Raw genomic sequence first — 26,434 nt, forward strand, 5'->3', positions numbered from 1 at the left:
CACCCTTTCGATAGCGGTTGCACACATCCGCCCGAACACCTGGATGACAGGCGGCTTCAGCGAAAACCTATCGGTAACGACGCGCGCACGGGCGAGCGGGCACCGACAGTGGCGTGGGGATGTCACTGTCGGGTCTCTACAGAACGCGTGGTTCCGGGGACCGAAAGGTGTGGTCCGCCGGGCCGGTCCCGGGACATGATCGGAGCCGACAGGCCACGACAGCAGGGAGACCTCCGTGCCTCATTCCATCGACGAAGCCTTCACGGCGCTTCCCCTCAGGGCCCTCGCCGACGCCGCGCTCGCGCGCGCGCGTGCGCTGGGGGCCGAGCACGCGGACTTCCGGTTCGAGCGGGTGCGCAGCGCGTCCTGGCGGCTGCGGGACGCGAGGCCCGCCGGATCGTCGGACACCACCGACCTCGGGTACGCGGTCCGGGTGGTGCACGGCGGCACGTGGGGCTTCGCCTCCGGGGTGGATCTGACCATGGACGCCGCCGCCCGGGTCGCCTCGCAGGCGGTGGCCATGGCCAAGCTGTCCGCGCAGGTGATCAAGGCCGCCGGGTCCGACGAGAGGGTCGAGCTGGCCGGCGAGCCGGTGCACGCCGACAGGACGTGGATCTCGTCGTACGAGATCGACCCGTTCTCGGTGCCGGACGAGGAGAAGTCCGCACTGCTCGCGGAGTGGAGCGCGCGGCTGCTGTCCGCGCCGGGCGTCGACCATGTGGACGGCTCACTGCTCACCGTGCACGAGAACAAGTTCTACGCCGACACCGCCGGGACCGTGACCACCCAGCAGCGGGTGCGGCTCAATCCGCAGCTGACGGCCGTGTCGGTGGACGAGTCGAGCGGGGAGTTCGACTCCATGCGCACCATCGCGCCGCCGGTGGGTCGCGGCTGGGAGTACCTGACCGGCACCGGCTGGGACTGGGACGGCGAACTGGAGCGGATCCCGGAGCTGCTCGCCGAGAAGATGCGGGCGCCGAGCGTGGAGCCGGGCCTGTACGACCTGGTGGTCGACCCCTCCAACCTGTGGCTGACCATCCACGAGTCCATCGGGCACGCCACCGAGCTGGACCGCGCCCTCGGCTACGAGGCCGCCTACGCCGGCACCTCCTTCGCCACCTTCGACCAGCTGGGCAAGCTGAAGTACGGCTCCGAGCTGATGAACGTCACCGGCGACCGCACCGCCGAGCACGGCCTCGCGACCATCGGCTACGACGACGAGGGCGTGGCGGCGCAGTCCTGGGACCTGGTGAAGGACGGCACGCTGGTCGGCTACCAGCTCGACCGGCGGATCGCGCGGCTGACCGGGTTCGAGCGGTCCAACGGGTGCGCGTTCGCCGACTCGCCGGCGCACGTGCCGGTGCAGCGCATGGCCAACGTGTCCCTCCAGCCGGACCCGGCCGGGCTGTCCACCGAGGACCTGATCGGCGGTGTCGACCGGGGCATCTACGTCGTCGGCGACCGGTCCTGGTCGATCGACATGCAGCGCTACAACTTCCAGTTCACCGGCCAGCGCTTCTTCAAGATCGAGAACGGGCGGATCACCGGGCAGCTGAAGGACGTCGCCTACCAGGCCACGACCACGGAGTTCTGGGGCTCCATGGCCGCCGTGGGCGGGCCGCAGACCTATGTCCTCGGCGGTGCCTTCAACTGCGGCAAGGCCCAGCCGGGCCAGGTGGCGGCCGTGTCCCACGGGTGCCCGTCCGCCCTCTTCAAAGGCGTCAACATTCTGAACACCACGCAGGAGGCCGGTCGATGAGCGCCCGTACCCGCAAGCCGCACGAGGTCGTCGAGCAGGCGCTGGCGCTGTCCCGGGCCGACGGCTGTGTCGTCATCGCCGACGAGCACTCCACCGCCAACCTGCGCTGGGCGGGCAACGCGCTCACCACCAACGGGGTGACGCGGGGCCGTACGCTCACCGTGATCGCGACCGTGGACGGCGCGCAGGGCACCGCCTCCGGTGTGGTGTCCCGGTCCGCGGTCACCGCCGAGGAGCTGGAGCCGCTGGTGCGGGCCGCGGAGGCCGCGGCGCGCGGTGCCGGGCCCGCCGAGGACGCGCAGCCGCTGGTCGGCGGGGTGCCGGAGTCCCCGGACTTCACGGACGCGCCCGCCGAGACCTCCTCCGCCGTGTTCGCCGACTTCGCGCCGGCGCTCGGCGAGGCCTTCGCACGCGCGCGTGCCGGCGGCAGGGAACTGTACGGCTTCGCCAACCACGAGCTGGTCTCGACGTACGTCGGGACGTCCACCGGGCTGCGTCTCAGGCACGACCAGCCCACCGGCACGCTGGAGCTGAACGCCAAGTCCCCGGACCGTGCGCGCTCGGCGTGGGCCGGCCGGTCCACGCGGGACTTCAAGGACGTCGACCCGGGCGCCATGGACGCCGAGCTGGCCGTACGGCTCGGCTGGGCGGAGCGGCGCCTGGAGCTGCCCGCGGGCCGCTACGAGACGCTGCTGCCGCCGACCGCCGTGGCGGACCTGCTGATCTACCAGCTCTGGTCGGCGTCGGGCCGGGACGCGGCCGAGGGCCGGACGGTGTTCTCCAAGCCCGGTGGGGGCACGCGGGTCGGTGAGAAGCTGAGCGAGCTGCCGCTGACCCTGCGCAGCGACCCGAACGAGCCGGGCCTGGAGTGCCCGCCCTTCGTGGTCGCGCACTCCTCCGGCGGCGACCAGTCGGTGTTCGACAACGGGCTGCCGACCCACGCCACCGACTGGATCTCCGAGGGCGTGCTGAAGCACCTGACCACCACCCGGCACAGCGCGGGCCTGACCGGGCTGCCGGTCGCCCCGGTGCTCGGCAACCTGATCCTGGACGGCGGTGACGACCGTTCCCTGGAGGAGATGGTCGCGGACACCGAGCGCGGGCTGCTGCTGACCTGCCTGTGGTACATCCGGGAGGTCGACCCGGCGACGCTGCTGCTGACGGGCCTGACCCGGGACGGCGTCTACCTCGTGGAGAACGGGGAGGTGACCGGGCAGGTGAACAACTTCCGGTTCAACGAGTCGCCGGTGAACCTGCTCGGCAGGGCCACGGAGGCCGGGCGGACGGAGAAGACGCTGCCGCGTGAGTGGAGCGACTGGTTCACGCGGGCCGCGATGCCCGCGCTGCGGGTCCCCGATTTCAACATGAGCTCTGTCAGTCAGGGCGTATAACCTCGTAGGCGTTCGTGGTCGGGTGTCACCCGGCTGCCCGAAGATCACCAAGGAGACACGAGAACCGTGACGGACATCGTCGACGAGCTGAAGTGGCGGGGGCTCATCGCCCTCTCCACGGACGAGGACGCACTGCGCAAGGCGTTCGCGGACGGCCCCGTCACGTTCTATTGCGGCTTCGACCCGACCGCGCCCAGCCTGCACCTCGGCAACCTCGTGCAGGTCCTGACGATGCGCCGCATCCAGGAGGCGGGCAACCGTCCGCTGGCGCTGGTCGGCGGTGCCACGGGCCTCATCGGCGACCCGAAGCCCACGGCCGAGCGCACGCTGAACGCGCCGGAGGTGGTGGCCGGCTGGGTGGAGCGGCTGCGCGCGCAGATCGAGCCGCTGCTCCACTTCGACGGGCCGAACGCCGCGGTGATGGTCAACAACCTGGACTGGACCCAGGGCCTGTCGGCCATCGAGTTCCTGCGGGACATCGGCAAGTACTTCCGGGTCAACAAGATGATCGCCAAGGAGGCCGTCTCCCGCCGGCTCAACTCCGACGCGGGCATCAGCTACACCGAGTTCAGCTACCAGATCCTCCAGGGCATGGACTTCCTGGAGCTGTACCGGCGGCACGGCTGCACGCTCCAGACCGGCGGCAGCGACCAGTGGGGCAACCTCACCTCGGGCACGGACCTGATCCACCGGGTCGAGCCGGAGGCCGTGGTGCACGCGCTGGGCACCCCGCTGATCACCAAGGCGGACGGCACCAAGTTCGGCAAGACCGAGTCCGGCACGGTGTGGCTGGACCCCGAGATGACCACGCCGTACGCGTTCTACCAGTTCTGGGTCAACGCGGACGACCGGGACGTCTCCAAGTTCCTGCGCATCTTCAGCTTCCGGTCCCGTGAGGAGATCGAGGACCTGGAGCGGCAGACGCAGGAGCGTCCGCAGGCCCGGGCGGCGCAGCGGGCGCTCGCCGAGGAGCTGACGACGCTGGTGCACGGCGCCGACCAGACGGCCGCGGTGATCGCCGCGTCCCGCGCCCTGTTCGGGCAGGGCGAGCTCGCCGAGCTGGACGAGCGGACGCTGGCGGCGGCGCTGTCCGAGGTGCCGAACGTCCAGGTCACCGAGCTGGCTCCGGTGACCGACCTGTTCGCCGAGGTCGGCCTGGTCGCCAGCAAGTCCGCCGCGCGGCGGACCGTGAAGGAGGGCGGGGCCTACGTGAACAACGTGAAGGTCACGGCCGAGGACGCGGTGCCGTCCGCGGGGGACCTGATTCACGGGCGGTGGCTGGTGCTGCGGCGCGGGAAGAAGAATCTGGCCGCCGTGGAGGTCACGGGCGCCTGAGCGTCGTAGGGGCGCGGGGCAGCCGGCGACCGCGACCGCGTTGCGGCCGGTCGTGCGGGTCCCCGCGCTCCTTTCGGCTCAGGCCCGCTGCTGCTTCCGCTTGCCCAGCGTCGCCATGTACAGGGCGTCCACCGCGGCGACGATGATGATCGCGGCCACGAGCTGGAAGATGTGGCGGCTCCAGTCGATGCCGCGGGTCGACGCCACGCCGACGGCGCGGGCGACCGCGTTGCCCACGATGGCGCCCAGCATGCCGCAGATGGTGGTCAGCCACAGGGGGCTGTGCTGCTTGCCCGGGATGATCGCCTTGGCGATGAGACCCAGCACGAATCCCACGATGATCGCCCACAACCAGCCCATGGCTGCCTCCTCGTACGGCTCGACGTGAGCATTACGGCCAGTGTGGTTCGGTCCGCCGTACGGCGCACGTCGGGTTCCCCCGTACGCGGCGGGGCCCCGGGCGTCGTCGCAGGCCGGTGGCGACCCGGTCTCGAAGGCGGCGCGGGCGCGGCGTAACGTGGGAGGTGTCCCGGCCGGTTCCCCGCCGGAGGTGGACGAGGGTGCGGGCCGGGGAGAGTCCGATGCGGGCGGATGGTGGAGTGTGATGCGGAAGCAGCACGGCGGCAGCGTCCAGGTGTTCCGGATCACCGGCGCCCGGGCCGGACTCGCCGAGGATGTCCGGGGCCGGCAGCGGCGGTATGTGATCTCCATGGGGGTCCGTACCGTGTCGGTGATTCTCGCGGTCTCCCTGTGGAACGTCGAGCGGTACGTCGCGATCGTCGCGCTCGTGCTCGGTGCGATCCTGCCCTATATCGCGGTGGTGATCGCCAACGCGGGCCGGGAAAGGCCGCCGTCTCTGCCGTCCACGTTCGTCACCGCGCCGATGCGGCCGATGATCGCGCCGTCAGGGGCCGAGGACGGACGGTCGGATTCCGCGTGGGAGTCCGTGCGGGAATCCGCGGCGCAGGACATACCGACGAATCCGGCGCCCGAAGCGCGCGGTGAGCACGCCGATCCGGTCTGAGCACGGCGGACGCCTGGGAAGCGGAATGCGACCATATGGCAAGCTCAAGAAAAGCTCAGATCAATCCTGTTGTTCCGGTGCCGGGCGGCGGGGTACCCGTGACATACTGCGTACGCGCTCCGCATCCCCCGTCGGAGCGATGGACCGACGCCGGGCAGCTCCCCCCGTGGCTGCCCGGCGTCGCCTTGTTTGAGCCCATGAGACGAACCCGAGACGAACCCGTGAGTGACGAGACCCCGATCTGCTCCGCCAAGGGCTGCCGTGCCGCCGCCGTGTGGGTGCTGGCGTGGAACAACCCGAAGGTGCACACGCCGGAGCGGCGCAAGACATGGCTGGCCTGTGAGGAACACCGCGAGCATCTGTCCCAGTTCCTCGGGGTGCGGGGCTTCCTGAAGGACGTGGTGGCGTTCGACGAGTGGCGGGCGGCCGAGGGAGCCTAGCTAGGCCCTCTCGTTTGGATCATCCCGGCGTCGCGGGGCCTAGCCGCCGATCGCGGACATCGGGCGGTCCGGCTGGATGAACGACGGGTCGTCCAGGCCCGCTCCCGCCTTCTTGCCCCACATGGCGAGCTTCCAGATGCGGGCGATCTCCTCGTCCGGGGCGTCCGAGCGCAGGGCCGCGCGCAGGTCGGTCTCCTCGGTGGCGAACAGGCAGGTGCGTATCTGGCCGTCGGCGGTCAGGCGGGTGCGGTCGCAGGCCGCGCAGAACGGCCGGGTGACCGAGGCGATCACACCGACGCGGTGCGGGCCGCCGTCCACCAGCCAGCGCTCGGCCGGGGCCGAACCGCGCTCGTCGGCGCCCTCGGGGCTGAGGTCGAAGCGGGTGCGCAGGGAGGTCAGGATGTCCCCGGCGGTGACCATGCCCTCGCGCTTCCAGCCGTGCTGGGCGTCCAGGGGCATCTGCTCGATGAAGCGCAGTTCGTAGTCGTGCTCCACCGCCCAGGCGAGCAGGTCCGGGGCCTCGTCGTCGTTCAGCCCCGGCATCAGGACCGCGTTGACCTTGACGGGGCTCAGCCCGGCTTCGCGGGCGGCCTCCAGGCCCTCCAGCACGTCCTTGTGGCGGTCGCGGCGGGTGAGGGTCTTGAAGACGTCGGGGCGCAGGGTGTCCAGGGAGACGTTGACCCGGTCCAGGCCCGCCGCCTTCAGCGCGGTCGCGGTGCGCCTGAGACCGATGCCGTTGGTGGTGAGGGACATCTGGGGGCGCGGCTCCAGCGCCGCGACGCGCTCGACGATGCCGACCAGGCCCGGGCGCAGCAGGGGCTCACCGCCGGTGAAGCGGACCTCTTCGATGCCGAGCGCGCGGACCGCGATGTCGATGAGGCGGACGATCTCGTCGTCCGTGAGCAGGTCGGGCTTGGCCAGCCATTGCAGGCCCTCCTCGGGCATGCAGTAGGTGCAGCGCAGATTGCACCGGTCGGTCAGCGAGACCCTCAGATCGGTGGCCACTCGGCCGTAGGTGTCGATGAGCACGTGGGTCCCCTCCCTCTCCCGGTCACTCGTCGCCGGGCGCGCGTGCGTCGTCCGTCACCTGCGAGCCTACGTGACGCCGCTGACATCGACAGCGCACGATCCCACGAGGTACGGCGCGACCGCGTCGTAGGACCGTACAGTCCGTGCCGACGCGGTCGTCCGTGCGCACCCTCCGCGGGCTTGCGTCAGTGCGCTCCGGTACCGGTCAGGGACCGCACCTCCAGTTCCGCGTACTTGTCCGCGTCCGGGGTCTCCTTCGACAGCAGGGTGCCCACGACGCCGAGCAGGAAGCCGACCGGGATGGAGATGAGCCCGGGGTTCTCCAGCGGGAACCAGTGGAAGTCGACGCCGGGGAACATCGAGGTCGGCTTGCCGGAGACCACCGGGGAGAACAGCACCAGGCCGACCGCGGTGACCAGGCCGCCGTAGATGGACCACAGGGCGCCCGCGGTGGTGAACCGCTTCCAGAACAGGCTGTAGAGGATGGTCGGCAGGTTGGCGGAGGCGGCGACCGCGAAGGCGAGGGCGACCAGGCCGGCCACGTTCAGGTCGCGGGCCAGGGCGCCGAGCACGATGGAGACCGCGCCGATGCCGACGGTCGCCCAGCGGGCCGCGCCGATCTCCTGCTTCTCGCTGGCTTGGCCCTTCTTGATGACGTTCGCGTAGATGTCGTGCGCGAACGAGGACGACGAGGCCAGGGTCAGGCCGGCGACGACCGCGAGGATCGTGGCGAAGGCGACGGCGGAGATGGTGGCGAGCAGGACGGCTCCCCAGTTGGAGTCGACGCCGCCCAGATGCAGGGCCAGGAGCGGTGCCGCCGTGTTGCCCGCCTTGTTGGAGGCGATGATCTCGTCCGGTTTGATCAGTGCGGCGGCGCCGAAGCCGAGGGCGAGGGTCATCAGGTAGAAGGCGCCGATCAGGCCGATCGCCCAGATGACGGACTTCCGGGCGGCCTTGGCGGTGGGGACCGTGTAGAAGCGGATCAGGATGTGCGGCAGGCCGGCGGTGCCCAGGACCAGGGCGATGCCGAGCGAGAGGAAGTCCAGCTTGGTGGTGCCGGTGGCGCCGTACTTCAGGCCGGGTTCCAGGAAGGCGCTGCCCTTGCCGCTGTTGTCGGCGGCCTTGCCGAGCAGGTCGGAGATGTTGAAGTCGAACTTCAGCAGGACGAGGAAGGTCAGCAGCAGGGCGCCGATGATCAGCAGGACCGCCTTGACCATCTGGACCCAGGTGGTGCCCTTCATGCCGCCGATGGTGACGTACACGATCATCAGCACGCCGACCAGGGCGACGATGCCGATCTTGCCGCCGTCGCTGGTGATGCCCAGCAGGAGCGAGACGAGGACGCCGGCGCCGGCCATCTGGGCCAGCAGGTAGAAGATCGACACGACGATCGTGGAGGTGCCGGCGGCCGTGCGGACGGGGCGCTGGCGCATCCGGTAGGCCAGCACGTCGCCCATGGTGTAGCGGCCGGAGTTGCGCAGCGGCTCGGCGACCAGGAGCAGGGCGACGAGCCAGGCGACGAGGAAGCCGATGGAGTACAGGAAGCCGTCGTAGCCGAACAGGGCGATGGCGCCGGCGATGCCGAGGAAGGACGCGGCGGACATGTAGTCGCCGGAGACGGCGAGTCCGTTCTGGAAGCCGGTGAACTGCCGTCCGCCGGCGTAGAAGTCGGCGGCGTCCTTGGTCTGCCGGCCGGCCCAGACGGTGATGACGAGGGTCGCGGCGACGAACACCGCGAACAGGGTGATGATCAGCGTCCGGTGCTCGCTCGCCTCACCGGCGGCGAGCAGGGTGTGCGACGCCCGGCCGGTGGCCGACAGGGTGTGCTGCGCGGGGCTCATGCTCCGCCCTCCATCCGGGACTTGATGGCCTCGGCCTTCGGGTCGAGCTTGGCCGCGGCGTGCCGCGCGTACCACCAGGCGATGAGGAACGTGGTGAGGAACTGGGCGAGGCCCAGGACGAGGGCCACGTTGATGGTGCCCATGACCTTGGTGCCCATGAAGTCGCCCGCGTAGCTGGACAGCAGGACGTACAGCAGGTACCAGGCGATGAAGGCGATGGTCAGCGGGAAGGCGAAGGAGCGGTGGGCGCGGCGCAGTTCACCGAACTCCGGGCTCTGCTGCACCTCGGTGAACTCCTCGGTGGAGGGAAGGGAAGCTGGGTGTTTCGCGGGTGGCGGTGTCTCGGTGGCCACGGGCTCTCCTCGCGTGACGGACATGCGCTGTCTGGCTTCACAGAACCGGGCTTACGTTACCGGTAGTCGCGGCGCGACTCCGGTGGGTGATCCCGGGGTGGGGGCGCCGGTTTCGACGGGCCCCCGTCCACGGTCACGGCGCCCCGCGCGGGCCGGTTCAAGTCCGCCGGGCTCTTTCGGAGATCGGGCGCGGCAGATAGCTTCGGCCTGCACCACCCGCCATGTATCTGCCCGAACACGACCGTGTCCGGGCGGTTTCGTATCCGGATGATGTGGAGATCCCATGGCTCATCTGCGCTCCAGACGCCGGCTCGCGCTCGCCGTGCCCGTCGTGCTGTCGCTGACCGCCTCGCTCGGCTTCCTGCCGTCGGTGGCCTCGGCGGCGCCCGCCGCGGGCACGGTGGCGCGGGCGGCGGACGGCCCGAATCTCGCCTACGTGGTCAACACCCGGACGGACGACCGCACGATCGCGTCCGTGCGGCGGGAGATCGCGCGCAACGGCGGCACGGTGGTGGCCGGTTACGACCGGATCGGTGTCATCGTCGTCCACTCCGCGAACCCGGACTTCGCCGCGCGGATGCGGGCGGTGCGCGGGGTCGACTCCGCGGGCGCCACCCGGACCGCGCCGCTGAGCGCGGCCGGGACGACGGACGAGGGCGCGGCGCAGGTGCTGTCCCGGGCGGAGCAGGCGCGGCTCGCGGCGGGCGCGACGGCGGGCGAGGAGCCGCTGGAGGCGGACCAGTGGGACCTGCGGGCGATCGGTGCCGACCGGGCCGCGAAGGTGAATCCGGGCAGCCGGAACGTCACGGTCGGGGTCATCGACACGGGTGTGGACGACACGCACCCGGACATAGCCCCGAACTTCTCCGCGTCCCAGTCGGCGAGCTGTGTGAGCGGCAAGGCGGACACGACGTACGGCGCGTGGCGGCCGGCGGACGCCGACCACTACCACGGCACCCATGTGGCCGGTGAGATAGCCGCCGCCCGCAACGGCATCGGCGTGGCCGGTGTGGCGCCGGGCGTGAAGGTCGCGAGCATCACGGTGGCGCAGCCGGACGAGACGTCGCTGTTCTACCCGGAGAGCGTGGTCTGCGCGTTCGTGTTCGCCGCGGACCACGGCATCGAGATAACCAACAACAGCTACTACGTTGATCCATGGCTGTACAACTGTATGGACGACCCCGATCAACGTGCCATTGTTGACGCGGTCAACCGGGCCCAGCTCTACGCCCAGCGCAAGGGCACGCTCAACGTCGCCTCCGCGGGCAACTCCAACGACGACCTGGACGCCGACGCCCTCGTGGACGACTCCAGTCCCGACGACTCCACGGCCCAGACCCGCACGATCGACCCGCACGAGTGCTTCGACGTGCCGACCCAGTTGCCCGGTGTGGTGACCGTGAGCGCGGTGGGCGTGAAGGGCACCAAGTCGTACTACTCCAGCTACGGCCAGGGCGTGGTCGACGTGGCGGGGCCGGGCGGCGACAAGTACCAGATCCCGGACACGCCGTCGAAGAACGGCCGCGTCCTGTCCACCCTGCCGAACAACCAGTACGGCTTCCTCCAGGGCACCTCCATGGCCTCCCCGCACGTGGCCGCGGTGGCCGCGCTGCTCAAGTCGGCCCACCCGCACGCCACTCCGGCGCAGTTGCGGGCGCTGCTGAAGGCCCAGGCCGACAACCCGGGCTGCCCGGCCGGACCGTACGACGGTGACGGCGACGGGGTGGTGGACGCGACCTGCGCCGGTGGCAAGCGGGTCAACGGCTTCTACGGCTTCGGTGTCGTCGACGCGCTGCGCGCGGTCGAGTAGCCGGACGGCAGCCCGCACGCCGTCGTCGTCGTCCGACGGCGCTCCACCCGCACGTCCCGTACGACGCGCTCGTACCGCGAACGAACTGGAGAGAATACCCATGACAGCGCCCACGTCGCGCTACCGCCGCGCCCTCGCCCTCCCCGCCGGGATGGCCCTGGCCACGGCCCTCGCGTTCCTGCCCGGCGTCAACGCCTCCGCAGCCACCGGCACCCCGGCGGCCTCCGCCGACGGGCCGACGCTCAGCTATGTCGTCAACGTCCGCCCGGGACACGCCGCGTCGGCGCGTGTCCAGCAGGCGATCGCCGAGGCCGGGGGCTCGGTGGTGGTCGCGTACGACCGGATCGGCGTGATCGTCGCCCACTCGGCGAACCCGGGCTTCGCCCAGCGGATCCGCTCCGTACGCGGAGTCGACTCGGCCGGAGCCACGCGCAACGCGCCGCTGCCCGCCCAGTCCACCACCGACATGGGCACGCCCAAGACACTGAGCGCCGGGGAAGCCGCCCAGGTGACGGCGGCCGACGGCCAGGACCCGCTGGAACCGCTCCAGTGGGACCTGCCCGCCATCAAGGCCGACAAGGCGCACGAGAAGACGCTGGGCAGCCGGGACGTCACGGTCGCCGTCATCGACACGGGCGTCGACGACACCCACCCGGACATCGCGCCGAACTTCGACCGCGCCGCGTCCGCCAACTGCGTGTCGGGCAAGCCGGACACGACGGACGGCGCCTGGCGGCCGAGCGCGTCGGAGAGTCCGCACGGCACGCATGTGGCGGGTGAGATCGCCGCCGCGAAGAACGGCGTGGGCGTCACCGGTGTGGCACCGGGCGTCAAGGTCGCCGGCATCAAGGTCGCCAACCCGGACGGCTACTTCTACACGGAGGCCGTGGTCTGCGGCTTCGTGTGGGCGGCCGAGCACCACGTCGACGTGACCAACAACAGCTATTACACCGACCCGTGGTACTTCAACTGCACCACCGACCCGGACCAGAAGGCGCTCGTGGACGCCGTCACCCGGGCCTCGCGGTACGCGGAGCGCAAGGGCGCGGTCAACGTCGCGGCGGCGGGCAACGAGAGCTACGACCTCGCGTCCGACTCGATCACCGACCCGGTCTCCCCGAACGACGGTACGCCCTCGGACCGGGTGATCGACCCGCACGAGTGCTACGACATACCGACCCAGCTGCCGGGTGTCGTGACGGTGGCGGCGACGGGCGCCAAGGGCCTGAAGTCGTCCTTCTCCAACTACGGCCTCGGCGTCATCGACATCGCCGCGCCCGGCGGCGACTCGACGGCCTACCAGAAGCCCGAGCCGCCGGCGACCAGCGGCCTCATCCTGGGTCCGCTGCCGGGCGGCAAGTGGGGCTACATGGCCGGTACGTCCATGGCGACCCCGCATGTCGCCGGCGTTGCCGCATTGATCAAGTCAACCCATCCGCACGCCTCCGCGGCCCTCGTGAAGGCGCTGCTGTACGCCGAGGCCAATCCCACGCCGTGCACGGACCCGTACGACATCAACGGTGACGGCAAGGTGGACGCGGTGTGCGAGGGGTCGAAGAACCACAACGGCTTCTACGGACGGGGCACGGCGGACGCGCTGGCCGCGGTGACCCGGTAGGCCGTCCTGGAGGACCACGCGTCGGCACCCTCGTATATTGATTGAGTCAATACTGCATAGTGCAGTCATGACTTCTATCGCGTACGCGTGGTCCGCTCTGGGCGGCGATCCCGCCCGTCTCGCACGGCTCACCGTCGTCGCGCGGGAAGGCGCGCTCCCGGCGCACCTTCCCGTACGGCGGCTCGCCCGGGCGTGCGTCGGCGCGTGCGCGCTGGCCGCCGCGGAACTGGCGGCCCACCGGGCCGGGCTCGCCGAGGTGCCCGGCGTCCGGGTCGACGACGGCGCCGTCGCCACCGCCTTCCACAGCGAGCGGGTCCTCCAGGTGGACGGCCGTGCGCCGATGGTCTTCGCACCGCTGTCGCGGTTCTGGCGCACGGCCGACGGCTGGGTGCGCACCCACGCCAACTACCCGCACCACCGGGCCCGGCTGTTCGGCGCGCTGGGCCTGCCGGCGGACGCCTCGGCCGAGGAGGTCGCCGGCCGGCTCGCCGAGCGTTCCGCCCGGGAGGCCGAGGAAGCCGTCTACGACGCCGGTGGCCTCGCCGTGGCCCTGCGCACCCCGCGGGAGTGGCGGGCGCACCCGCAGGCCGCCGAGGTGGCCGCACGGCCGCTGGTCGAGCGCGCCCGGCTGGATCCGGCACCCGCGCGCGTACTGCCGCCCCTGGACCCGGCCGCCGCCGTCCTGCTGCCCGCCGCCGGGCTGCGCGTCCTGGACCTGACCCGGGTGCTGGCGGGCCCGGTCGCCACCCGCACCCTGGCCCTGCTCGGCGCGGACGTGCTGCGCGTGGACGCCCCCTGGCTGCCGGAGCTGCCGGACCAGCACGCCGACACGGGTTTCGGCAAGCGGTCCGCCACGCTCGACCTGACCGCCGGCCGGGAGACCTTCGAGGAGCTGCTGCGCACCGCCGACGTCGTGGTGACCGGGTACCGGCCGGGCGCGCTCGACCGGTTCGGACTCGCACCGCGCGCGCTGGCCGAGCGGCGCCCCGGCCTGGTCGTGGCCCAGGTGTCGGCGTGGGGCGGGTACGGGCCGTGGGGCGGACGGCGCGGCTTCGACAGCCTGGTGCAGGTCGCGACCGGCATCGCGGCGACCGAGGGCTCGGTGGAGCGGCCCGGCGCGCTGCCCGCGCAGGCGCTGGACCACGGCACCGGCTATCTGCTGGCGGCGGCCGTGCTGCGGGCGCTGACCGAGCAGTCGTACGACGGCGGGAGCCGGCTGGTCCGGCTGGCGCTGGCCCGGACCGCCCACTGGCTGACCGACGGCACCCTGTCCACGGCGGCCGAGGGGGCGCCGTACGCCGGCCCGGACGCCTGGCTGGCCGAGACGGACAGCCCCCTGGGCCGCCTCCGGCACGCCCGCCCGGCCGTGTCCTTCACCGGCGGCCCAGCCGACTGGGCGCGGCCTCCGGTGCCGTGGGGGTCGGACCCGGCGGAGTGGCGGTGACGGGTTGATCCAGGTGTGGACGATGTCAACTGTTGACGGATGGTGACGGAATCGGTCCAGCCGTGATCCAGCGCTGGTTCAGCCGTTGGTCACCAGCACCTTGAGCGCGGTGCGTTCGTCCATGGCCTTGTAGCCGGCGGGTACGTCCTCGATGCCGACGGTCATGTCGAACACCGGCGAGGGGTCGATCGTGCCGTCGAGTACGTCAGGCAGCAGGTCGGGGAGGTAGGCGCGGACCGGCGCGACACCGCCGCGCAAGGCGATGTTCCGGTCGAACATCACGCCGAGGTCCAGGCCGGTGCCGCTGCCGTGGGGCACGCCGACGAAGCCGATGGCGCCGCCGTCGCGGGTGATGTCGACGGCCGTCCGCATGGACTGCTCGGTGCCGACCGCCTCCACGACCGCGTGGGTACCCTGCCCGCGCGTGAGCTCACGGACGGCCTCGACGGCCGCGTCCCCGCGCTCGGCGACGACGTCGGTGGCGCCGAACCGGCGCGCGATGTCGGTGCGCACCTCGTGCCGGCCGAGCGCGATGATCCGCTCGGCGCCGAGCCGCTTGGCGGCCAGGACGGCGCACAGGCCGACCGCGCCGTCACCGACGACGGCGACCGTGGCGCCGGGCCGGGCACCCGCGCCGAGGGCGGCGTGGTGGCCGGTGCCGAGGACGTCGGAGAGGGTCAGCAGGGCCGACAGCAGGTGGTCGTCGCAGGCCGCGTCCTTGGGGAGCTGGACGAGGGTGCCGTCGGCGAACGGCACGCGGACGGCCTCGCCCTGGCCGCCGTCGTAGCCGACGGAACCCCAGAAGCCGCCGTGCTCGCAGGACGTCGTCAGGCCCTCGCGGCAGTAGTCGCAGACGCCGTCGGACCACATGAAGGGCGCGACCACCAGGTCACCGCGCCGCACGGTGCTCACCTCGGAGCCGGTCTCCTCCACGACGCCGAGGAACTCGTGCCCGATGCGCTGCCCCGGCTGCCGGGCCGCCTCGCCCCGGTAGGCCCACAGGTCGCTGCCGCAGATGCAGGCCCGCAGCACCCGCACCACGGCGTCGGTGGGCAGCTGCACCACGGGCTCGGGCACCTCCTCCACGCGCAGCTCGAACGGGGCGTGGATGGTGGTGGCACGCATGGCGGGGATCCTTCTCGTGCGGGTCGTGCGGGTCGTGCGGGTCGTGCGGGTCGTGCGGTCGTCGGGGGCCCGGGGGCCCGGGGGCCCGGGGTGCCGGGTCCACTTCACCGTACGCCGGGGCCGCCGCCGTCCGCGCGGCCAGGGGCGCCCCCGCCCGGTCACACGCCCGCCGCCCCCAGCAGGCTCCCCGCCGCGTACGTCACCGCCATCGCCATGGCGCCGCCCGCCACGTTGCGCAGGACCGCGCGTTTCGGGGCCGCCGCGCCGAGGCGGGCGCTGCTCCAGCCGGTGAGGGTCAGGGCGGCCAGGACCGAGAGGACGGTGACGGCGAGCCGCCAGTCGGCCGGGGGCAGGACGATGGCCAGCAGGGGCAGCAGCGCGCCCACGGTGAACGCCAGGAAGCTCGCCCAGGCCGCGTGCCAGGGGTTGGTCAGCTCGTCCGGGTCGATGCCCAGCTCCACGCGCGCGTGGGCCCTCAGCGCGTCCCGCGCGGTGAGCTGTTCGGCGGCCTCGCGGGCCACCTCGCGGGACAGGCCGCGCTGTTCCAGCAGCTCGGTCAGCTCCCGCAGTTCGGCCTCCGGCTGCTCGCGCAGTTCCCGTTTCTCCACGGCCAGCGCGGCCATCTCGGAGTCGCGCTGGGTGGAGACGGAGACGTACTCGCCGGCCGCCATGGACATCGAGCCGGCGAGCAGGCCGGCCAGTCCGGCGGTGAGCAGGGCGCTGCGGCTCCCGGTGGCGCCGGCCACGCCGACGACGAGCCCCGCGGTGGACACGATGCCGTCGTTCGCGCCGAGCACGGCCGCCCGGAGCCAGTTCAGCCGGGTACCGAGCGCGCCGCCGTGGGGCTCGTCATGGGTGGGTTCCGTCACAGCAGGGAGGATCGCATCCCTGGGTCACGCGCGCCGCACCGACGCCCCGCGCGCGGGCGGCGGGCCGCTCGCGCCGGCCGCCGGGACCCGCGGGTGCCGCACGGAAATTCGCTGGCGCCCGAACTGCCGTACGCCTACTGTTCCTGATCGCGGGGGCGGCTCCGCCGGCGTGCTTCCTTCTCTTCCCACCTCTGGAATCCACAGCGCGCCCACTCTCCGCCCCCGCCCCACCTTCTTCTCCGCACCGGGGGATTCCGCTTGTCCGAACTGGCGTCCGTGCTGCTCCGCCGTCTCCGTACCGTCCACGTCGACCAGGCCGGACCGCGCCCGAGCGACCCGTCGACGGCGGAGGGGCTCATCGCCCTGGAGGGCGAGCTGCTCGACCGGGGCTTCGCGCCGACGGCACAGCTGCGCGCGGCGCTCGCCTGGCTCGGCCCCGCCGGGCTCGCGGACGCCGGCCGGCAGCTGATCCGGCACCTCGACGCCGAACTGGGCGCGGACCGCACCCATATGCCGCTGTTCCGCTCCTTCCCCGTCTCCGTGCCCGACGACACGTTCGGGCTCTACGTCGACCGGGTCTTCGCCCTGCTGCTCCAGTGGCCCGCCCAACCGTGCGTGCTGTGCGGCACGGTGGGCGGTGTGCACCCGGTGGCGCCGTGCGCGCACCTGGTGTGCCGCGCGTGCTGGGACGGCGCCGACTACACCGGCTGCCCGCTGTGCCGCCGCCGGATCGACCCCGCCGACCCGTTCCTGGTGCCGGGCGAGCCGCGCCGCCCCCGGGAGGTGACGCCCGGCCCGCTGAAGCCGCTCGCGCTCGGCACGGACGTCCGCGGGGACACGGTCCGCGCGCTGCGCACGCTGCTGGCCCGGCGCACTCCCCTGCCCGCGCAGGACCGCGCCGATCTCACGGTGCTGCTGGCGCACGCGCCGACGGACCTCGGCTGGTTCCCGGCGGACATCCCGGTCCGGGAGACGAAGGCGCTCGTGCTCGGCACCCTGTTGCGCGACCGGCACACGCGCGTGGCGGCCACCGACCTGCTCGGCACGCACCTGACGACCGCCACGGACGTGCTGCGGCTGCTGTACGTGTGGTCCGGCGGCGCGGCGGACCTCATGGCGCCGCCCCGGCTGCGCTCGCTGCCCCGCGCGCTGCGCCGCCGGCTGCTCGGCCTGCTCGACTCCTTCGCCGTGCCCTCGCTGGTGGAGGACGTCCTGCGGCACCCGGTCGCCTGGAAGCGGGCCGCCGAGACCCTGCACCCCTTCGAGCACCACGCCCGCCGTCCCGGGGCCGCCCTCGCCTTCGCCGTGCTGCGCGGCACGCCGGTCGCGGACGGCAGCGCCCTGGGCGAGGCCCTGCTGCGCACGGCCGCCGCCCACCCGGAGGCCGTCCGGGTCGCGGACGGCCGGATCCGGGCGGCCACCTGGCGCGCGCGTGCGGAACAGGCGCTGGCCGGGCGGGACACCGGCGCCGCGCTCGTCCTCCTGGGACAGCGGCCGGGCGAACTGCTGCGCCGGCTGGACCATCTGCTGCGGCTGCGCGAACTCGACGTACTGCCCGAGGAGTTCGCCGAGGTGCTGCGGCGGGCGCTGCCCGGGGCGGGTCCCGGCCCGCTGCTGGCCGCGCTGGGCCGGCTGCGCGTCCGTCATCTCCCCGGCGAGCGGCGGGTGTTCTTCCCGCGCGGGCAGGTCACGCACGCGTACACGGCCGACGACACGCGCCCGCCGCTCGCCGAGGCGGTCACCACGCGCGTGTGCGCGCTGCTGGAGGCGGAGGCGCTGCGCCGCCTGGCCGGCGGGTCCCGGTTCGACCTGGCGGTGCTGGACTCGGCGCTCGCGGGGCTCGCGGTGCCCTCCGCCGAGCGCACCGCCGCCAAGGCCCTGGTGTCGGTGCCGCGCGGCAGCACCCAGCCCCTGCCCGCCGGTGAGGTGCTGCGCCTGTTCCTGCACTGGACGGAACCCGAGAGGACCCGGGTGGACCTGGACCTGTCGGTGGCCCTGTACGAGGAGGACTGGGAGTTCGCCGGTCTGTGCGACTACACGAACCTCGTGTACGGCGACCGGTGGGCCGTCCACTCCGGGGACCTGACGTCGGCTCCGGCTCCGGACGGCGCCACCGAGTACGTCGACCTGGACCTCGGCGCGCTCGGCGGGCGGGGCGTGCGGTACGCGGTGCCGGTCGTCTTCAGCTTCAACGACATCCCGTTCGAGGAACTGCTCGACGCCTTCGCCGGTTTCATGGCACTGCCGTCGGCGGCGGAGGGGGCGCGCGGCGCCGGGTACCACCCGCGCGCGGTACGGCAGCGCTACGACCTGGAAGGCGACTCGCGCATCCACGTGCCGATGCTGGTCGACCTGCGCCGGCGCACGTTCCTGTGGACGGACCTGCACCTGCCGTCGGCCGAGGGGTACCACGACGTGGCCCGGCACCAGGGGGACCTGGGCCGGGTCGCCCGGGACCTGTTCCGGTACTTCGCGCACGGCCGTACGACGCTGTGGGACCTCGCGGTGTGGCACGCGGCGGCACGCGGCGACGAGGTGCTGGTCGTCCGCCGCGCGCCCGCCGCCGACGAGCTGTGGCACTACCGGCGCCGGGACGGGGAGGCGGACAGCGCGTTCGCCGCCCGGATACGGGCCCTTCAGGCACCGGAGCGGCGTGAGCCCGCGGGGGACGCCGCGGACGTCGACGCCCGTGCGGGTGAAGCGGCGGCGAAGAAGCGCGTGTTGCTGGCCCTGGTGCACGGCGGGGTGGCACCGGAGGGCGCGACCGGGGAGGTGTACCGGCTGCTGCCCGGCCCTGCCGACGGCTGCGGGCTCGCGCCGCTGACGGCGGGGGACCTGGTGGCGGCGCTGGGGTGAGCGTCACAGCGGCGCCGAACTCGCCGTCCCAGGGGCATGGGTGTGCGGTGGCCGAGCGGGAGGGCGAGCCCGGGTGGGCGCGAACGGGACCTGAGGGACCGCGCTGTCAGTCGTGGCCCGTATCCTCAGTGACCATGCTCGAAGACCGTGCGACCGCAGTGTCCTCCCCCACCCAGTGGCCGGCCGCGTATCCGCAGGGATACGCGGTCGTTGACGTGGAGACCACCGGCCTGGCCCGGGACGACCGGATCATCTCCGCGGCCGTGTACCGGCTGGACGCGCGCGGTGAGGTGGAGGACCACTGGTACACGCTGGTCAACCCGGAGCGGGACCCGGGCCCGGTGTGGATACACGGTCTGACGAGCGAGACGCTGGCCGGCGCGCCCCTGTTCGCGGACATCGCGGAGGAGTTCGCCGCCCGGCTGGAGGGCCGGGTGCTCGTCGCGCACAACGCCGTCTTCGACTGGCAGATGATCGCGCGGGAGTACGCGCGCGTGCGGCGCGAGGCGCCGGTGCGGCAGCGGCTGTGCACCATCGCGCTGTCGAAGGAACTGGCGCTGCCGCTGCCCAACCACAAGCTGGAGTCGCTGGCGGCGCACTTCGGGGTCGTGCAGCAGCGGGCGCACCACGCGCTGGACGACGCGCGCGTGCTGGCGGAGGCGTTCCGGCCCAGCCTGCGGGCCGCGGCGGCGGGCGGCGTACGGCTGCCGCTGCTGGAGTGCCGGCCGCTGACGGAGTGGTCGGACCGGCCCGTGCCCCGGCAGGCGTCGGGTGGCTACGGCGGCTACCGCACCGGCGGTTGGCGTCCGTCCCGCAAAAGGCCCGCATGCCCCTATCCCAACCCAGGGCGCTACGAAGACGGCAAACGCCTCAAACAGGGCATGCGGGTGGCCTTCTCCGGCGACACCTCGACCGAGCGCGAGCTGCTGGAGGACCGGGCCGTGGAGGCCGGGCTGCACGTCGCCACCAGCATCTCCCGGCTGACCAGCCTGCTGGTGACCAACGACCCCGACTCGGGCACGTCGAAGACGGTGAAGGCCCGCCAGTACGGCACGCCGATCGTGGACGAGGCCGCGTTCGGGCAGTTGCTGGGGGATGTCGAGCCCGCCGACGAGTGAACGCGCCGCGTGTCGAGCCGTCGTACGATCGGGTGATTCCCCACGACTCACCCGGCGCCCGCTCGCCGGGGGATCGGCGACGGCTCACCCTGTGGCGCATGGCGACATGCGAAGTGTGCGGCAACGACTACGGAATGACCTTCGAGGTGCACGCGCAGGGCGCGGTGCACGTCTTCGACTGCTTCTCCTGTGCGATCCACCGCATGGCCCCGATCTGCGAGCACTGCCGGGTGCAGATCATCGGCCAGGGCGTGGAGGTGGAAGGCCACTGGTACTGCGGCGCGCACTGCGCCCGCCAGGAGGGGAGGGCCGGAATCGTCGACCGGGTCTGACCCGGTACCCGCCCGAATGCGCCCCACGGCCCGGAGGTACCGTCGTGGGGTGCACCGCTACCGCTTCCTGTTGTCCCGCCAGTGGGTGATCCTCACCCTCGTCGCGATCGCGCTGATCCCGACGATGATAAAGCTGGGCTTCTGGCAGCAGCACCGCTACGAGCAGCGCACCGCCCGCAACAACCTGGTCTCATCGGCGCTGCACGCCGAGCCGGTCCCGGTCGAGCGGCTGACCTCCCCCGGGCACGCCGTGACCCGCGCCGACAAGTACCGCACGGTCACCGCGACCGGCACCTTCGAGACCGCCAAGGAGGTCGTGGTCCGGCGCCGGACGAACTCCGACGGCGAGGTCGGCTTCCACGTCCTCACCCCGTTCGTCCTCGACGACGGCAAGGTGCTGCTCGTCAACCGCGGCTGGATCCCGGCGAACGGCGCGCAGACCGCCTTCCCGAAGATCCCCGCCCCGCCGGCCGGCCGGACCACCGTCACCGGGCGGCTGATGGCCGACGAGACGACCTCGGCGAGCGGCATCAAGAACGTCGAAGGTCTCCCCGACCGGCAGATCATGCTGATCAACAGCGCGGAGGAAGCCCGGCGGCTCGGCGCGCGGGTGCTCGGCGGCTACATCCAGCAGACGGCGCCCGAGCCCAAGGGCGGCTCCCCGGAGCAGATCTCCGACCCGGGCAGCGAGGACGCCCCGCTGAACTACGCGTACATGATCCAGTGGTGGCTGTTCGCGGCAGGCGTGCCGGTCGGCTGGTGGTTCCTGGTCCGGCGGGAGATCCGCGACCGGCAGGAGGCCGCGGCCCAGCAGCAGTCGGAGGAGAGCGAACCGGCCACGGTGTGAGCGGGCGGCGCCTCCCGGCGAACCACCACCGTGTCAGCGAGCCGCACCACCCAACAAACCCACCGCGCGAGCGGGCCACGTCTACCGGCAGCCGCCACCGTGTGAGCGGGCGGCGCCTCCCGGCCGGCCGGGCGCGGTGTCCCCCGTGCCCCGCCGGCTTCGGCGCGGACACGTCACTCCCCCGGCGCACCACCTGATTGGCCCCCTGGTCCCCAGGGAAGCCGCATCCCGTGAACGCGCGCATCGAGGACTACGCCCTCATCGGCGACGAGCAGACCGCGGCCCTGGTCGGCAAGGACGGCTCGATCGACTGGCTGTGCCTGCCGCGCTTCGACTCCGGTTCCTGCTTCGCCCGGCTGCTGGGCGACGAGGACCACGGCTACTGGCGGATCGCGCCGAAGGGGGCGGACGTCTGCGCCCGCCGCGCCTACCGGACCGACACCCTGGTGCTCGACACCGAGTGGGAGACCGCCGACGGCGTGGTGCGCGTCACCGACCTGATGCCGCAGCGCGACCGCGCCCCCGACGTCGTACGGATCGTGGAGGGGCTCAGCGGCCGGGTGACCGTCCGCAGCACACTGCGCCTGCGCTTCGACTACGGCTCGGTCATGCCGTGGGTGCGCCGCTCGGACGGCCACCGGGTGGCCGTCGCCGGGCCGGACTCCGTCTGGCTGCGCGCCGAGCCGGCCGTGCACACCTGGGGCGAGGACTACGGCACCCACGCGGAGTTCACCGTCGCGGAGGGCGAGCGGGCCGCGTTCGTGCTCACCTGGCACCCCTCGCACGAGAAACGCCCACCGCTCACCGACCCGTACGAGGCGCTGGAGAGCAGCGTCACCGACTGGCGGCGCTGGGCCCGCCGGTGCCGGTACGACGGCCCGTACCGGGACGAGGTCGTCCGCTCCCTCATCACCCTCAAGGCGCTCACCTACGCCCCGACCGGCGGGATCGTCGCCGCGGCGACCACCTCACTGCCCGAACAGCCGGGCGGCGTGCGCAACTGGGACTACCGGTACTGCTGGCTGCGCGACTCCACCCTCACGCTCGGCGCGCTGCTCTCGGCCGGCTTCCAGGACGAGGCCGGGGCCTGGCGCGACTGGCTGCTGCGCGCGGTCGCCGGCAACCCGGCCGACCTTCAGATCATGTACGGCGTCGCGGGCGAGCGGCGGCTGCGGGAGATCGAGCTGCCCTGGCTGCCCGGCTTCGCCGGCTCCTCCCCCGTACGCGTCGGCAACGGCGCCGTCGACCAGCTCCAGCTGGACGTGTACGGCGAGGTGATGGACTCGCTGTCGCTGGCCCGCTCCTCGGGCCTGCCCACGAAGCCGCACATGTGGGCCATGCAACGCTCGCTGATGACGTTCCTGGAGTCGGCGTGGCGGCAGCCAGACGAGGGCCTGTGGGAGGTGCGCGGCGGCCGGCGCCAGTTCGTGCACTCCAAGGTGATGGTGTGGGTGGCCGCCGACCGGGCCGTGAAGACCCTGGAGCGGCACCGGACGTTGCGGGGCGACCTGGAGGGCTGGCGCCGGCTGCGCGACGAGGTGCACCGCGAGGTCTGCGAGAAGGGCTTCGACCGGGAGCGCAACACGTTCACCCAGTACTACGGTTCCCGGGAGCTCGACGCCTCCCTGCTGCTCATCCCGCGCGTCGGGTTCCTGCCGCCGGACGACCCGCGGGTGGTCGGCACGGTCGACGCGATCCGCGACGACCTCGGCCACGACGGCTTCCTGCGCCGTTACGACACCGAGGACTCGGTGATCGACGGCCTGCCGAGCGGCGAGGGCGCCTTCCTGGCCTGCTCGTTCTGGCTGGCGGACGCGCTGCACCTGACCGGCCGGACGAAGGACGCCCGGGAGCTGTTCGACCGGCTGGTGGGCCTGTGCAACGACGTGGGCCTGCTGGCCGAGGAGTACGACCCCGTGGACGGCTGCCAGCTGGGCAACTTCCCGCAGGCGTTCAGCCACGTCGGCCTGGTGAACACCGCGCTGATCCTCTACGGGGACGACCGGGCAGGATAGGGACCATGGATCTTGGACTGAAGGACCGGGTGTACGTCGTCACCGGAGCGACGCGCGGGCTGGGCAACGCCACCGCGCGGGAACTCGTCGCCGACGGGGCGAAGGTGGTCGTCACCGGCCGGGACGAGCAGCGGGTCGCCGAAGCGGCCACCGAACTGGGCCCGAACGCGGTGGGCGTGGCCGTGGACAACGCCGACGCGGAGGCTCCCGAGCGGCTGATCGCCGCCGCCCGGGAGAACTTCGGCGGCTTCCACGGCGTGCTGGTGAGCGTGGGCGGGCCGCCGCCGGGGTTCGTCGCCGACAACACCGACGAGCAGTGGCGGGCCGCGTTCGAGTCGGTGTTCCTCGGCGCGGTACGGGTCGCCCGCGCGGCGGCGGCCGAGCTGGAGGAGGGCGGGGTCATCGGGTTCGTGCTGTCGGGCTCGGTGTACGAGCCGATCCCGGGGCTGACCGTGTCCAACGGGCTGCGGCCCGGACTCGCCGGCTTCGCCAAGTCGATCGCCGACGAGCTGGGACCGCGCGGCATCCGCGTGGTCGGCCTGCTGCCGGGACGCATCGCCACCGACCGCATGCGGGAGCTGGACGGACTGTCCGCCGACCCGGAGGCCACCCGGGCCGCGAACGAGTCCCGCATTCCGTTGCGCAGGTACGGGACGCCCGAGGAGTTCGGACGGACGGCTGCGTTCCTGCTGTCCCCGGCGGCCTCCTACGTGACGGGGGTCATGGTGCCGGTGGACGGCGGGACGCGGCACGGGTTCTAGGAACCGCGGCCGTCACGTCACCCGCTCCGCGCGGTGTCTGACCTCGCCCAGCCGGACCTCCGCCGGAAGCGACGCCAGGCCCGCCGACTCGCGCGCGTGGGTCAGGGCTTCGGTGGTGAACGTGGTCAGGGCCCCGGCCGGGGCCGCGTCCGCTTCCAGCCGGAGCCAGGCCCGCACCACCGGAGCCGTACGGCGGCCCCGCAGGAGGACGCGCGCCCGGGCCACGCCCGGCTGGGCCGCCGCTTCGGCCGCCAGGGCGTCCTGGAGGGCCGCGCCCCGCAGGTACGCGTCCCCGCCGTCGCCGGTGTCGATCAGCAGCTCGGTCAGCCGACGGCGGCGCAGCGCCGCCGTCAGCCAGGCCAGGGCGAGCAGGACGAGGACGGTCAGGGCGGCGATGACCGCCGGCCACCACCAGGAGGCGTTCCGCCAGTGGGTGCGTTCGGCCCTGCTGAGCAGGACGTCGTGCGGACCGGTGTGCGGCCACCAGGAGGGAGGTCGCACGCCCAGCCCGACGGCCAGGACCGCGCCGCCGAGGGCGAGCAGCAGCAGACCGGTGAGGGCCAGCAGGACGCGGTGGAGACCGCCGCGCATCGCGCTCACCCCTTCCGTCCGGGCCGGGCCACGCGCACGGCCGCCCTGGGCGGGTGCGCCAGGCCGAGGTCCCGGACCGCCTCGGCGAGCGCGGTGTCCAGGTCGGCCCGTACGTCGTCCGGGTCCCGGAAGTGCGAGGCCACCCGGACGTCGGCCTTCCGGCGGCCCATCCGCACCCGTGCCGCGCGTACGCCGGACACCTCCACGACCCGGTCGCGCAGGAACAGCGCCGCCGCTCCGCGCCGGATCGCGGCCCGGACGTCGGGGTGCGGGCGCCGCATCGGCAGCAGGTCGCGCAGGCCGGGGGTGACCGCGAGGACGATCAGCCACAGGCCGAGCGCGGCGGCGACGCCCGCGCCGACCCGTACCCAGAGGTCGTCCAGGGGTCGTTCGGCGAGCTGCCGGGCGAGGGCGCGGCGCCAGCGCATCGCGGGGCGGTGGGCGCGCACGGCGGCGATGTCGTACAGCAGGAGTCCGGCACCGGCCGTCAGCAGGGCGGCGACGAGGGCGGCGGGGGCGCGGCGCGGCGACCAGAACCGGCCGCTGCCCTTCCCGGCGGGCGGTGCGCCACCGGGCGGCTCGGCGACGGCCGGGGTGCCCCGCGTCTCGCTCATCGGTCCGTCCCCTGAGGCGTCGTACTCTTCGGCCGGTCCCTGACCCGACGTACTCATCGGCCGGCCCCCTGACCCGTCGTGCTCATCGCTCCGTCCCCTGACGCGTCTCGCTCATCGGTCAGTCCCCTGCCCCGTCGTCGGGTGCAGTCGTTCCACCTCGACGGCGACCTCCGGCACCCGCATGTCCGTCAACGCGCCCACGCGCGCGGTGACATGGCGGCGTACGGCGGCACAGCGGGCGCCGATGTCACCGGGGTAGCCGAGTTCGACGCGGACACGGACCCGGGCCGTCTGCTGGGCCACGACGACCGTGGCGTGCGGCGCGGCGGCGGGACCGGGCAGCGGCGCGAGGGCCTCGCGGGCGGCCTGCGCGGCGATCTTGGCCACGACCCGGTCGGCGATCCGGGTGGCGCCGCGCTCGGCCGGCGGGACGAGGGGTGGCGCCGGGGACGGCGTGCCGGTGTCGGGTGTGCCGGTCCCGGCGCTCACCGGGGTCACCGCCGCCGGTCCCGCCGCTCGTGGCGGGTGCGGAAGACGTCACCGAATTCCAGATCGCCGTCGGCGAACCGGCCGGCGAGGAAGCCGACGGCGCCCAGCGCCGCGACCAGGAGGAAGGCGCCGAAGCCGCCGAAGTAGCCGGCGAACCCCAACGCCATCCCGGCGATCATGCCGACCACGGCCATGCTCATGCGGCGCTCCTCAGCTCTTCGGGCGTGCGGTCTTTGGTGCCGGGTGTCACTGGATCCGGAGCTCGGTCTCCTCTTCCTCCTCCTCGGGCAGCTTGACGTCGCTGACCGCGATGTTGACCTCGACCACCTCCAGGCCGGTCATGCGTTCCACGGCGGCGATCACGTTCTCCCGCACGGCGCGGGCGACATCGGCGATCGCGACGCCGTAGTCCACGACGATCTCCAGGTCGAGCGCGGTCTGCACCTCGCCGACCTCGGCCTTGACGCCCCGGGTCACCGACTTGCCGCCGCCGGGCACCCGGTCCCGAACGGCGCCGAAGGTGCGGGCGAGGCCGCTGCCCATGGCGTGGACGCCGACCACGTCCCGGGCGGCGAGCCCGGCGATCTTCTCCACCACGCCGTCGGCGATGGTGGTGCGGCCCCGGGTCCCCGGGTCGCCGCCGCCGCGCCGGGTGGCCTTGCGGGCCGGCGCCTGCGATTCGTGGCCGCCTTCAGGGGTGATTGTCGTGTCGGTCATCGCCGTACGTCCCTTTCGGTCCTCGCCCCGCCCGGTCGTCGTCCTCCGACCACGGT

At 73.1% G+C, this 26,434-nt stretch carries 25 protein-coding genes; 14 read left to right on the forward strand and 11 right to left on the reverse strand.

Features of this window, described 5'->3' with window-relative positions:
* Nucleotides 1-235: 235 nt before the first annotated feature.
* The 3 genes from IE273_RS13415 (at nt 236) to tyrS (ending at nt 4,485) form a co-directional block, all read left to right on the forward strand.
* A complete protein-coding gene (locus IE273_RS13415) occupies nt 236-1,759 on the forward strand; it encodes a TldD/PmbA family protein (protein ID WP_189815389.1) in 1,524 nt (507 codons plus the stop codon).
* Nucleotides 1,756-3,150: a TldD/PmbA family protein gene (locus IE273_RS13420; RefSeq protein ID WP_189815390.1), complete on the forward strand. Its 1,395-nt coding sequence runs from the start codon at nt 1,756-1,758 to the stop codon at nt 3,148-3,150. Before IE273_RS13415 ends, IE273_RS13420 begins: the two co-directional genes overlap by 4 nt.
* A gap of 66 nt (nt 3,151-3,216) precedes the next feature.
* Nucleotides 3,217-4,485 (forward strand): tyrosine--tRNA ligase, encoded by a 1,269-nt coding sequence (gene tyrS, locus IE273_RS13425; protein ID WP_189815391.1) that lies wholly within the window; start codon nt 3,217-3,219, stop codon nt 4,483-4,485.
* A 78-nt stretch (nt 4,486-4,563) separates the two neighbouring features.
* Here the strand turns inward: tyrS and IE273_RS13430 are convergent, their stop codons facing one another.
* A complete protein-coding gene (locus IE273_RS13430) occupies nt 4,564-4,845 on the reverse strand; it encodes a GlsB/YeaQ/YmgE family stress response membrane protein (RefSeq protein ID WP_189815392.1) in 282 nt (93 codons plus the stop codon).
* Nucleotides 4,846-5,089: 244 nt separating this feature from the next.
* Here IE273_RS13430 and IE273_RS13435 point away from each other — a divergent pair, with 244 nt between their 5' ends.
* Nucleotides 5,090-5,509, forward strand: coding sequence for a DUF3099 domain-containing protein (locus IE273_RS13435; protein WP_189815393.1), 420 nt, complete (start codon nt 5,090-5,092; stop codon nt 5,507-5,509).
* 221 nt (nt 5,510-5,730) lie between these two features.
* The gene (locus IE273_RS13440; protein WP_014671880.1) at nt 5,731-5,949 is read left to right on the forward strand and encodes a hypothetical protein; all 219 of its coding nucleotides are present in this window, start codon (nt 5,731-5,733) and stop codon (nt 5,947-5,949) included.
* 39 nt (nt 5,950-5,988) lie between these two features.
* Here the strand turns inward: IE273_RS13440 and moaA are convergent, their stop codons facing one another.
* The 3 genes from moaA to IE273_RS13455 all read right to left on the reverse strand — a co-directional run bounded on the left by moaA (nt 5,989) and on the right by IE273_RS13455 (nt 9,172).
* Nucleotides 5,989-6,978: a GTP 3',8-cyclase MoaA gene (moaA, locus tag IE273_RS13445; RefSeq protein WP_189815394.1), complete on the reverse strand. Its 990-nt coding sequence runs from the start codon at nt 6,976-6,978 to the stop codon at nt 5,989-5,991.
* A gap of 185 nt (nt 6,979-7,163) precedes the next feature.
* Nucleotides 7,164-8,819, reverse strand: coding sequence for a monocarboxylic acid transporter (locus IE273_RS13450; RefSeq protein WP_189815395.1), 1,656 nt, complete (start codon nt 8,817-8,819; stop codon nt 7,164-7,166).
* The gene (locus IE273_RS13455) at nt 8,816-9,172 is read right to left on the reverse strand and encodes a DUF485 domain-containing protein (RefSeq protein WP_189815396.1); all 357 of its coding nucleotides are present in this window, start codon (nt 9,170-9,172) and stop codon (nt 8,816-8,818) included. The genes IE273_RS13450 and IE273_RS13455 overlap by 4 nt, the downstream gene beginning before the upstream one ends.
* A gap of 283 nt (nt 9,173-9,455) precedes the next feature.
* Between IE273_RS13455 and IE273_RS13460 the strand changes: the two genes are divergently transcribed.
* The 3 genes from IE273_RS13460 (at nt 9,456) to IE273_RS13470 (ending at nt 14,044) form a co-directional block, all read left to right on the forward strand.
* Nucleotides 9,456-10,982 (forward strand): S8 family peptidase, encoded by a 1,527-nt coding sequence (locus IE273_RS13460; protein WP_189815397.1) that lies wholly within the window; start codon nt 9,456-9,458, stop codon nt 10,980-10,982.
* Nucleotides 10,983-11,082: 100 nt separating this feature from the next.
* Nucleotides 11,083-12,600: a S8 family peptidase gene (locus IE273_RS13465; RefSeq protein WP_189815398.1), complete on the forward strand. Its 1,518-nt coding sequence runs from the start codon at nt 11,083-11,085 to the stop codon at nt 12,598-12,600.
* Nucleotides 12,601-12,667: 67 nt separating this feature from the next.
* Entirely contained in the window at nt 12,668-14,044 is a 1,377-nt protein-coding gene (locus IE273_RS13470; protein ID WP_189815399.1) for a CoA transferase, read from the forward strand.
* 78 nt (nt 14,045-14,122) lie between these two features.
* Here IE273_RS13470 and IE273_RS13475 read toward each other — a convergent pair whose 3' ends face one another.
* Together IE273_RS13475 and IE273_RS13480 are read right to left on the reverse strand one after the other, a co-directional pair.
* The gene (locus IE273_RS13475; protein WP_189815400.1) at nt 14,123-15,169 is read right to left on the reverse strand and encodes a zinc-dependent alcohol dehydrogenase family protein; all 1,047 of its coding nucleotides are present in this window, start codon (nt 15,167-15,169) and stop codon (nt 14,123-14,125) included.
* Nucleotides 15,170-15,327: 158 nt separating this feature from the next.
* On the reverse strand, nt 15,328-16,038 hold the full coding sequence (locus IE273_RS13480) for a VIT1/CCC1 transporter family protein (RefSeq protein ID WP_189815401.1): 711 nt from the start codon (nt 16,036-16,038) through the stop codon (nt 15,328-15,330).
* A 258-nt stretch (nt 16,039-16,296) separates the two neighbouring features.
* Between IE273_RS13480 and IE273_RS13485 the strand changes: the two genes are divergently transcribed.
* From IE273_RS13485 to IE273_RS13510, 6 genes are all read left to right on the forward strand, one after another.
* Nucleotides 16,297-18,894: an MXAN_6230/SCO0854 family RING domain-containing protein gene (locus IE273_RS13485; RefSeq protein WP_189815402.1), complete on the forward strand. Its 2,598-nt coding sequence runs from the start codon at nt 16,297-16,299 to the stop codon at nt 18,892-18,894.
* A 134-nt stretch (nt 18,895-19,028) separates the two neighbouring features.
* The gene (locus IE273_RS13490; protein ID WP_189815403.1) at nt 19,029-20,012 is read left to right on the forward strand and encodes a DEDDh family exonuclease; all 984 of its coding nucleotides are present in this window, start codon (nt 19,029-19,031) and stop codon (nt 20,010-20,012) included.
* 98 nt (nt 20,013-20,110) lie between these two features.
* Nucleotides 20,111-20,344, forward strand: a complete 234-nt coding sequence (locus IE273_RS13495; RefSeq protein ID WP_078611718.1) for a metallothionein — start codon at nt 20,111-20,113, stop codon at nt 20,342-20,344.
* 16 nt (nt 20,345-20,360) lie between these two features.
* Nucleotides 20,361-21,191, forward strand: coding sequence for an SURF1 family cytochrome oxidase biogenesis protein (locus IE273_RS13500; protein ID WP_189815404.1), 831 nt, complete (start codon nt 20,361-20,363; stop codon nt 21,189-21,191).
* A 230-nt stretch (nt 21,192-21,421) separates the two neighbouring features.
* Nucleotides 21,422-23,206, forward strand: coding sequence for a glycoside hydrolase family 15 protein (locus IE273_RS13505; protein ID WP_189815405.1), 1,785 nt, complete (start codon nt 21,422-21,424; stop codon nt 23,204-23,206).
* A gap of 5 nt (nt 23,207-23,211) precedes the next feature.
* Nucleotides 23,212-23,967 (forward strand): SDR family oxidoreductase, encoded by a 756-nt coding sequence (locus IE273_RS13510; RefSeq protein WP_189815406.1) that lies wholly within the window; start codon nt 23,212-23,214, stop codon nt 23,965-23,967.
* Between the two features lie 12 nt (nt 23,968-23,979).
* Here the strand turns inward: IE273_RS13510 and amaP are convergent, their stop codons facing one another.
* From amaP to IE273_RS13535, 5 genes are read right to left on the reverse strand one after another with little or no spacing between them, the layout of a single operon-like run.
* The gene (amaP, locus tag IE273_RS13515) at nt 23,980-24,558 is read right to left on the reverse strand and encodes an alkaline shock response membrane anchor protein AmaP (protein ID WP_189815407.1); all 579 of its coding nucleotides are present in this window, start codon (nt 24,556-24,558) and stop codon (nt 23,980-23,982) included.
* A gap of 5 nt (nt 24,559-24,563) precedes the next feature.
* Entirely contained in the window at nt 24,564-25,229 is a 666-nt protein-coding gene (locus IE273_RS13520) for a DUF6286 domain-containing protein (protein WP_189815408.1), read from the reverse strand.
* A 54-nt stretch (nt 25,230-25,283) separates the two neighbouring features.
* Entirely contained in the window at nt 25,284-25,670 is a 387-nt protein-coding gene (locus tag IE273_RS13525) for a hypothetical protein (RefSeq protein WP_373309335.1), read from the reverse strand.
* Complete coding sequence (locus IE273_RS13530; protein ID WP_058080039.1) at nt 25,667-25,861, reverse strand: hypothetical protein; 195 nt, start codon at nt 25,859-25,861, stop codon at nt 25,667-25,669. The genes IE273_RS13525 and IE273_RS13530 overlap by 4 nt, the downstream gene beginning before the upstream one ends.
* Before the next feature lie 46 nt (nt 25,862-25,907).
* Nucleotides 25,908-26,378 (reverse strand): Asp23/Gls24 family envelope stress response protein, encoded by a 471-nt coding sequence (locus tag IE273_RS13535; protein WP_189815410.1) that lies wholly within the window; start codon nt 26,376-26,378, stop codon nt 25,908-25,910.
* Between the last annotated feature and the right edge of the window lie 56 nt (nt 26,379-26,434).

This window comes from Streptomyces olivaceoviridis, from assembly GCF_014650115.1.
GTDB lineage: Bacteria > Actinomycetota > Actinomycetes > Streptomycetales > Streptomycetaceae > Streptomyces > Streptomyces olivaceoviridis.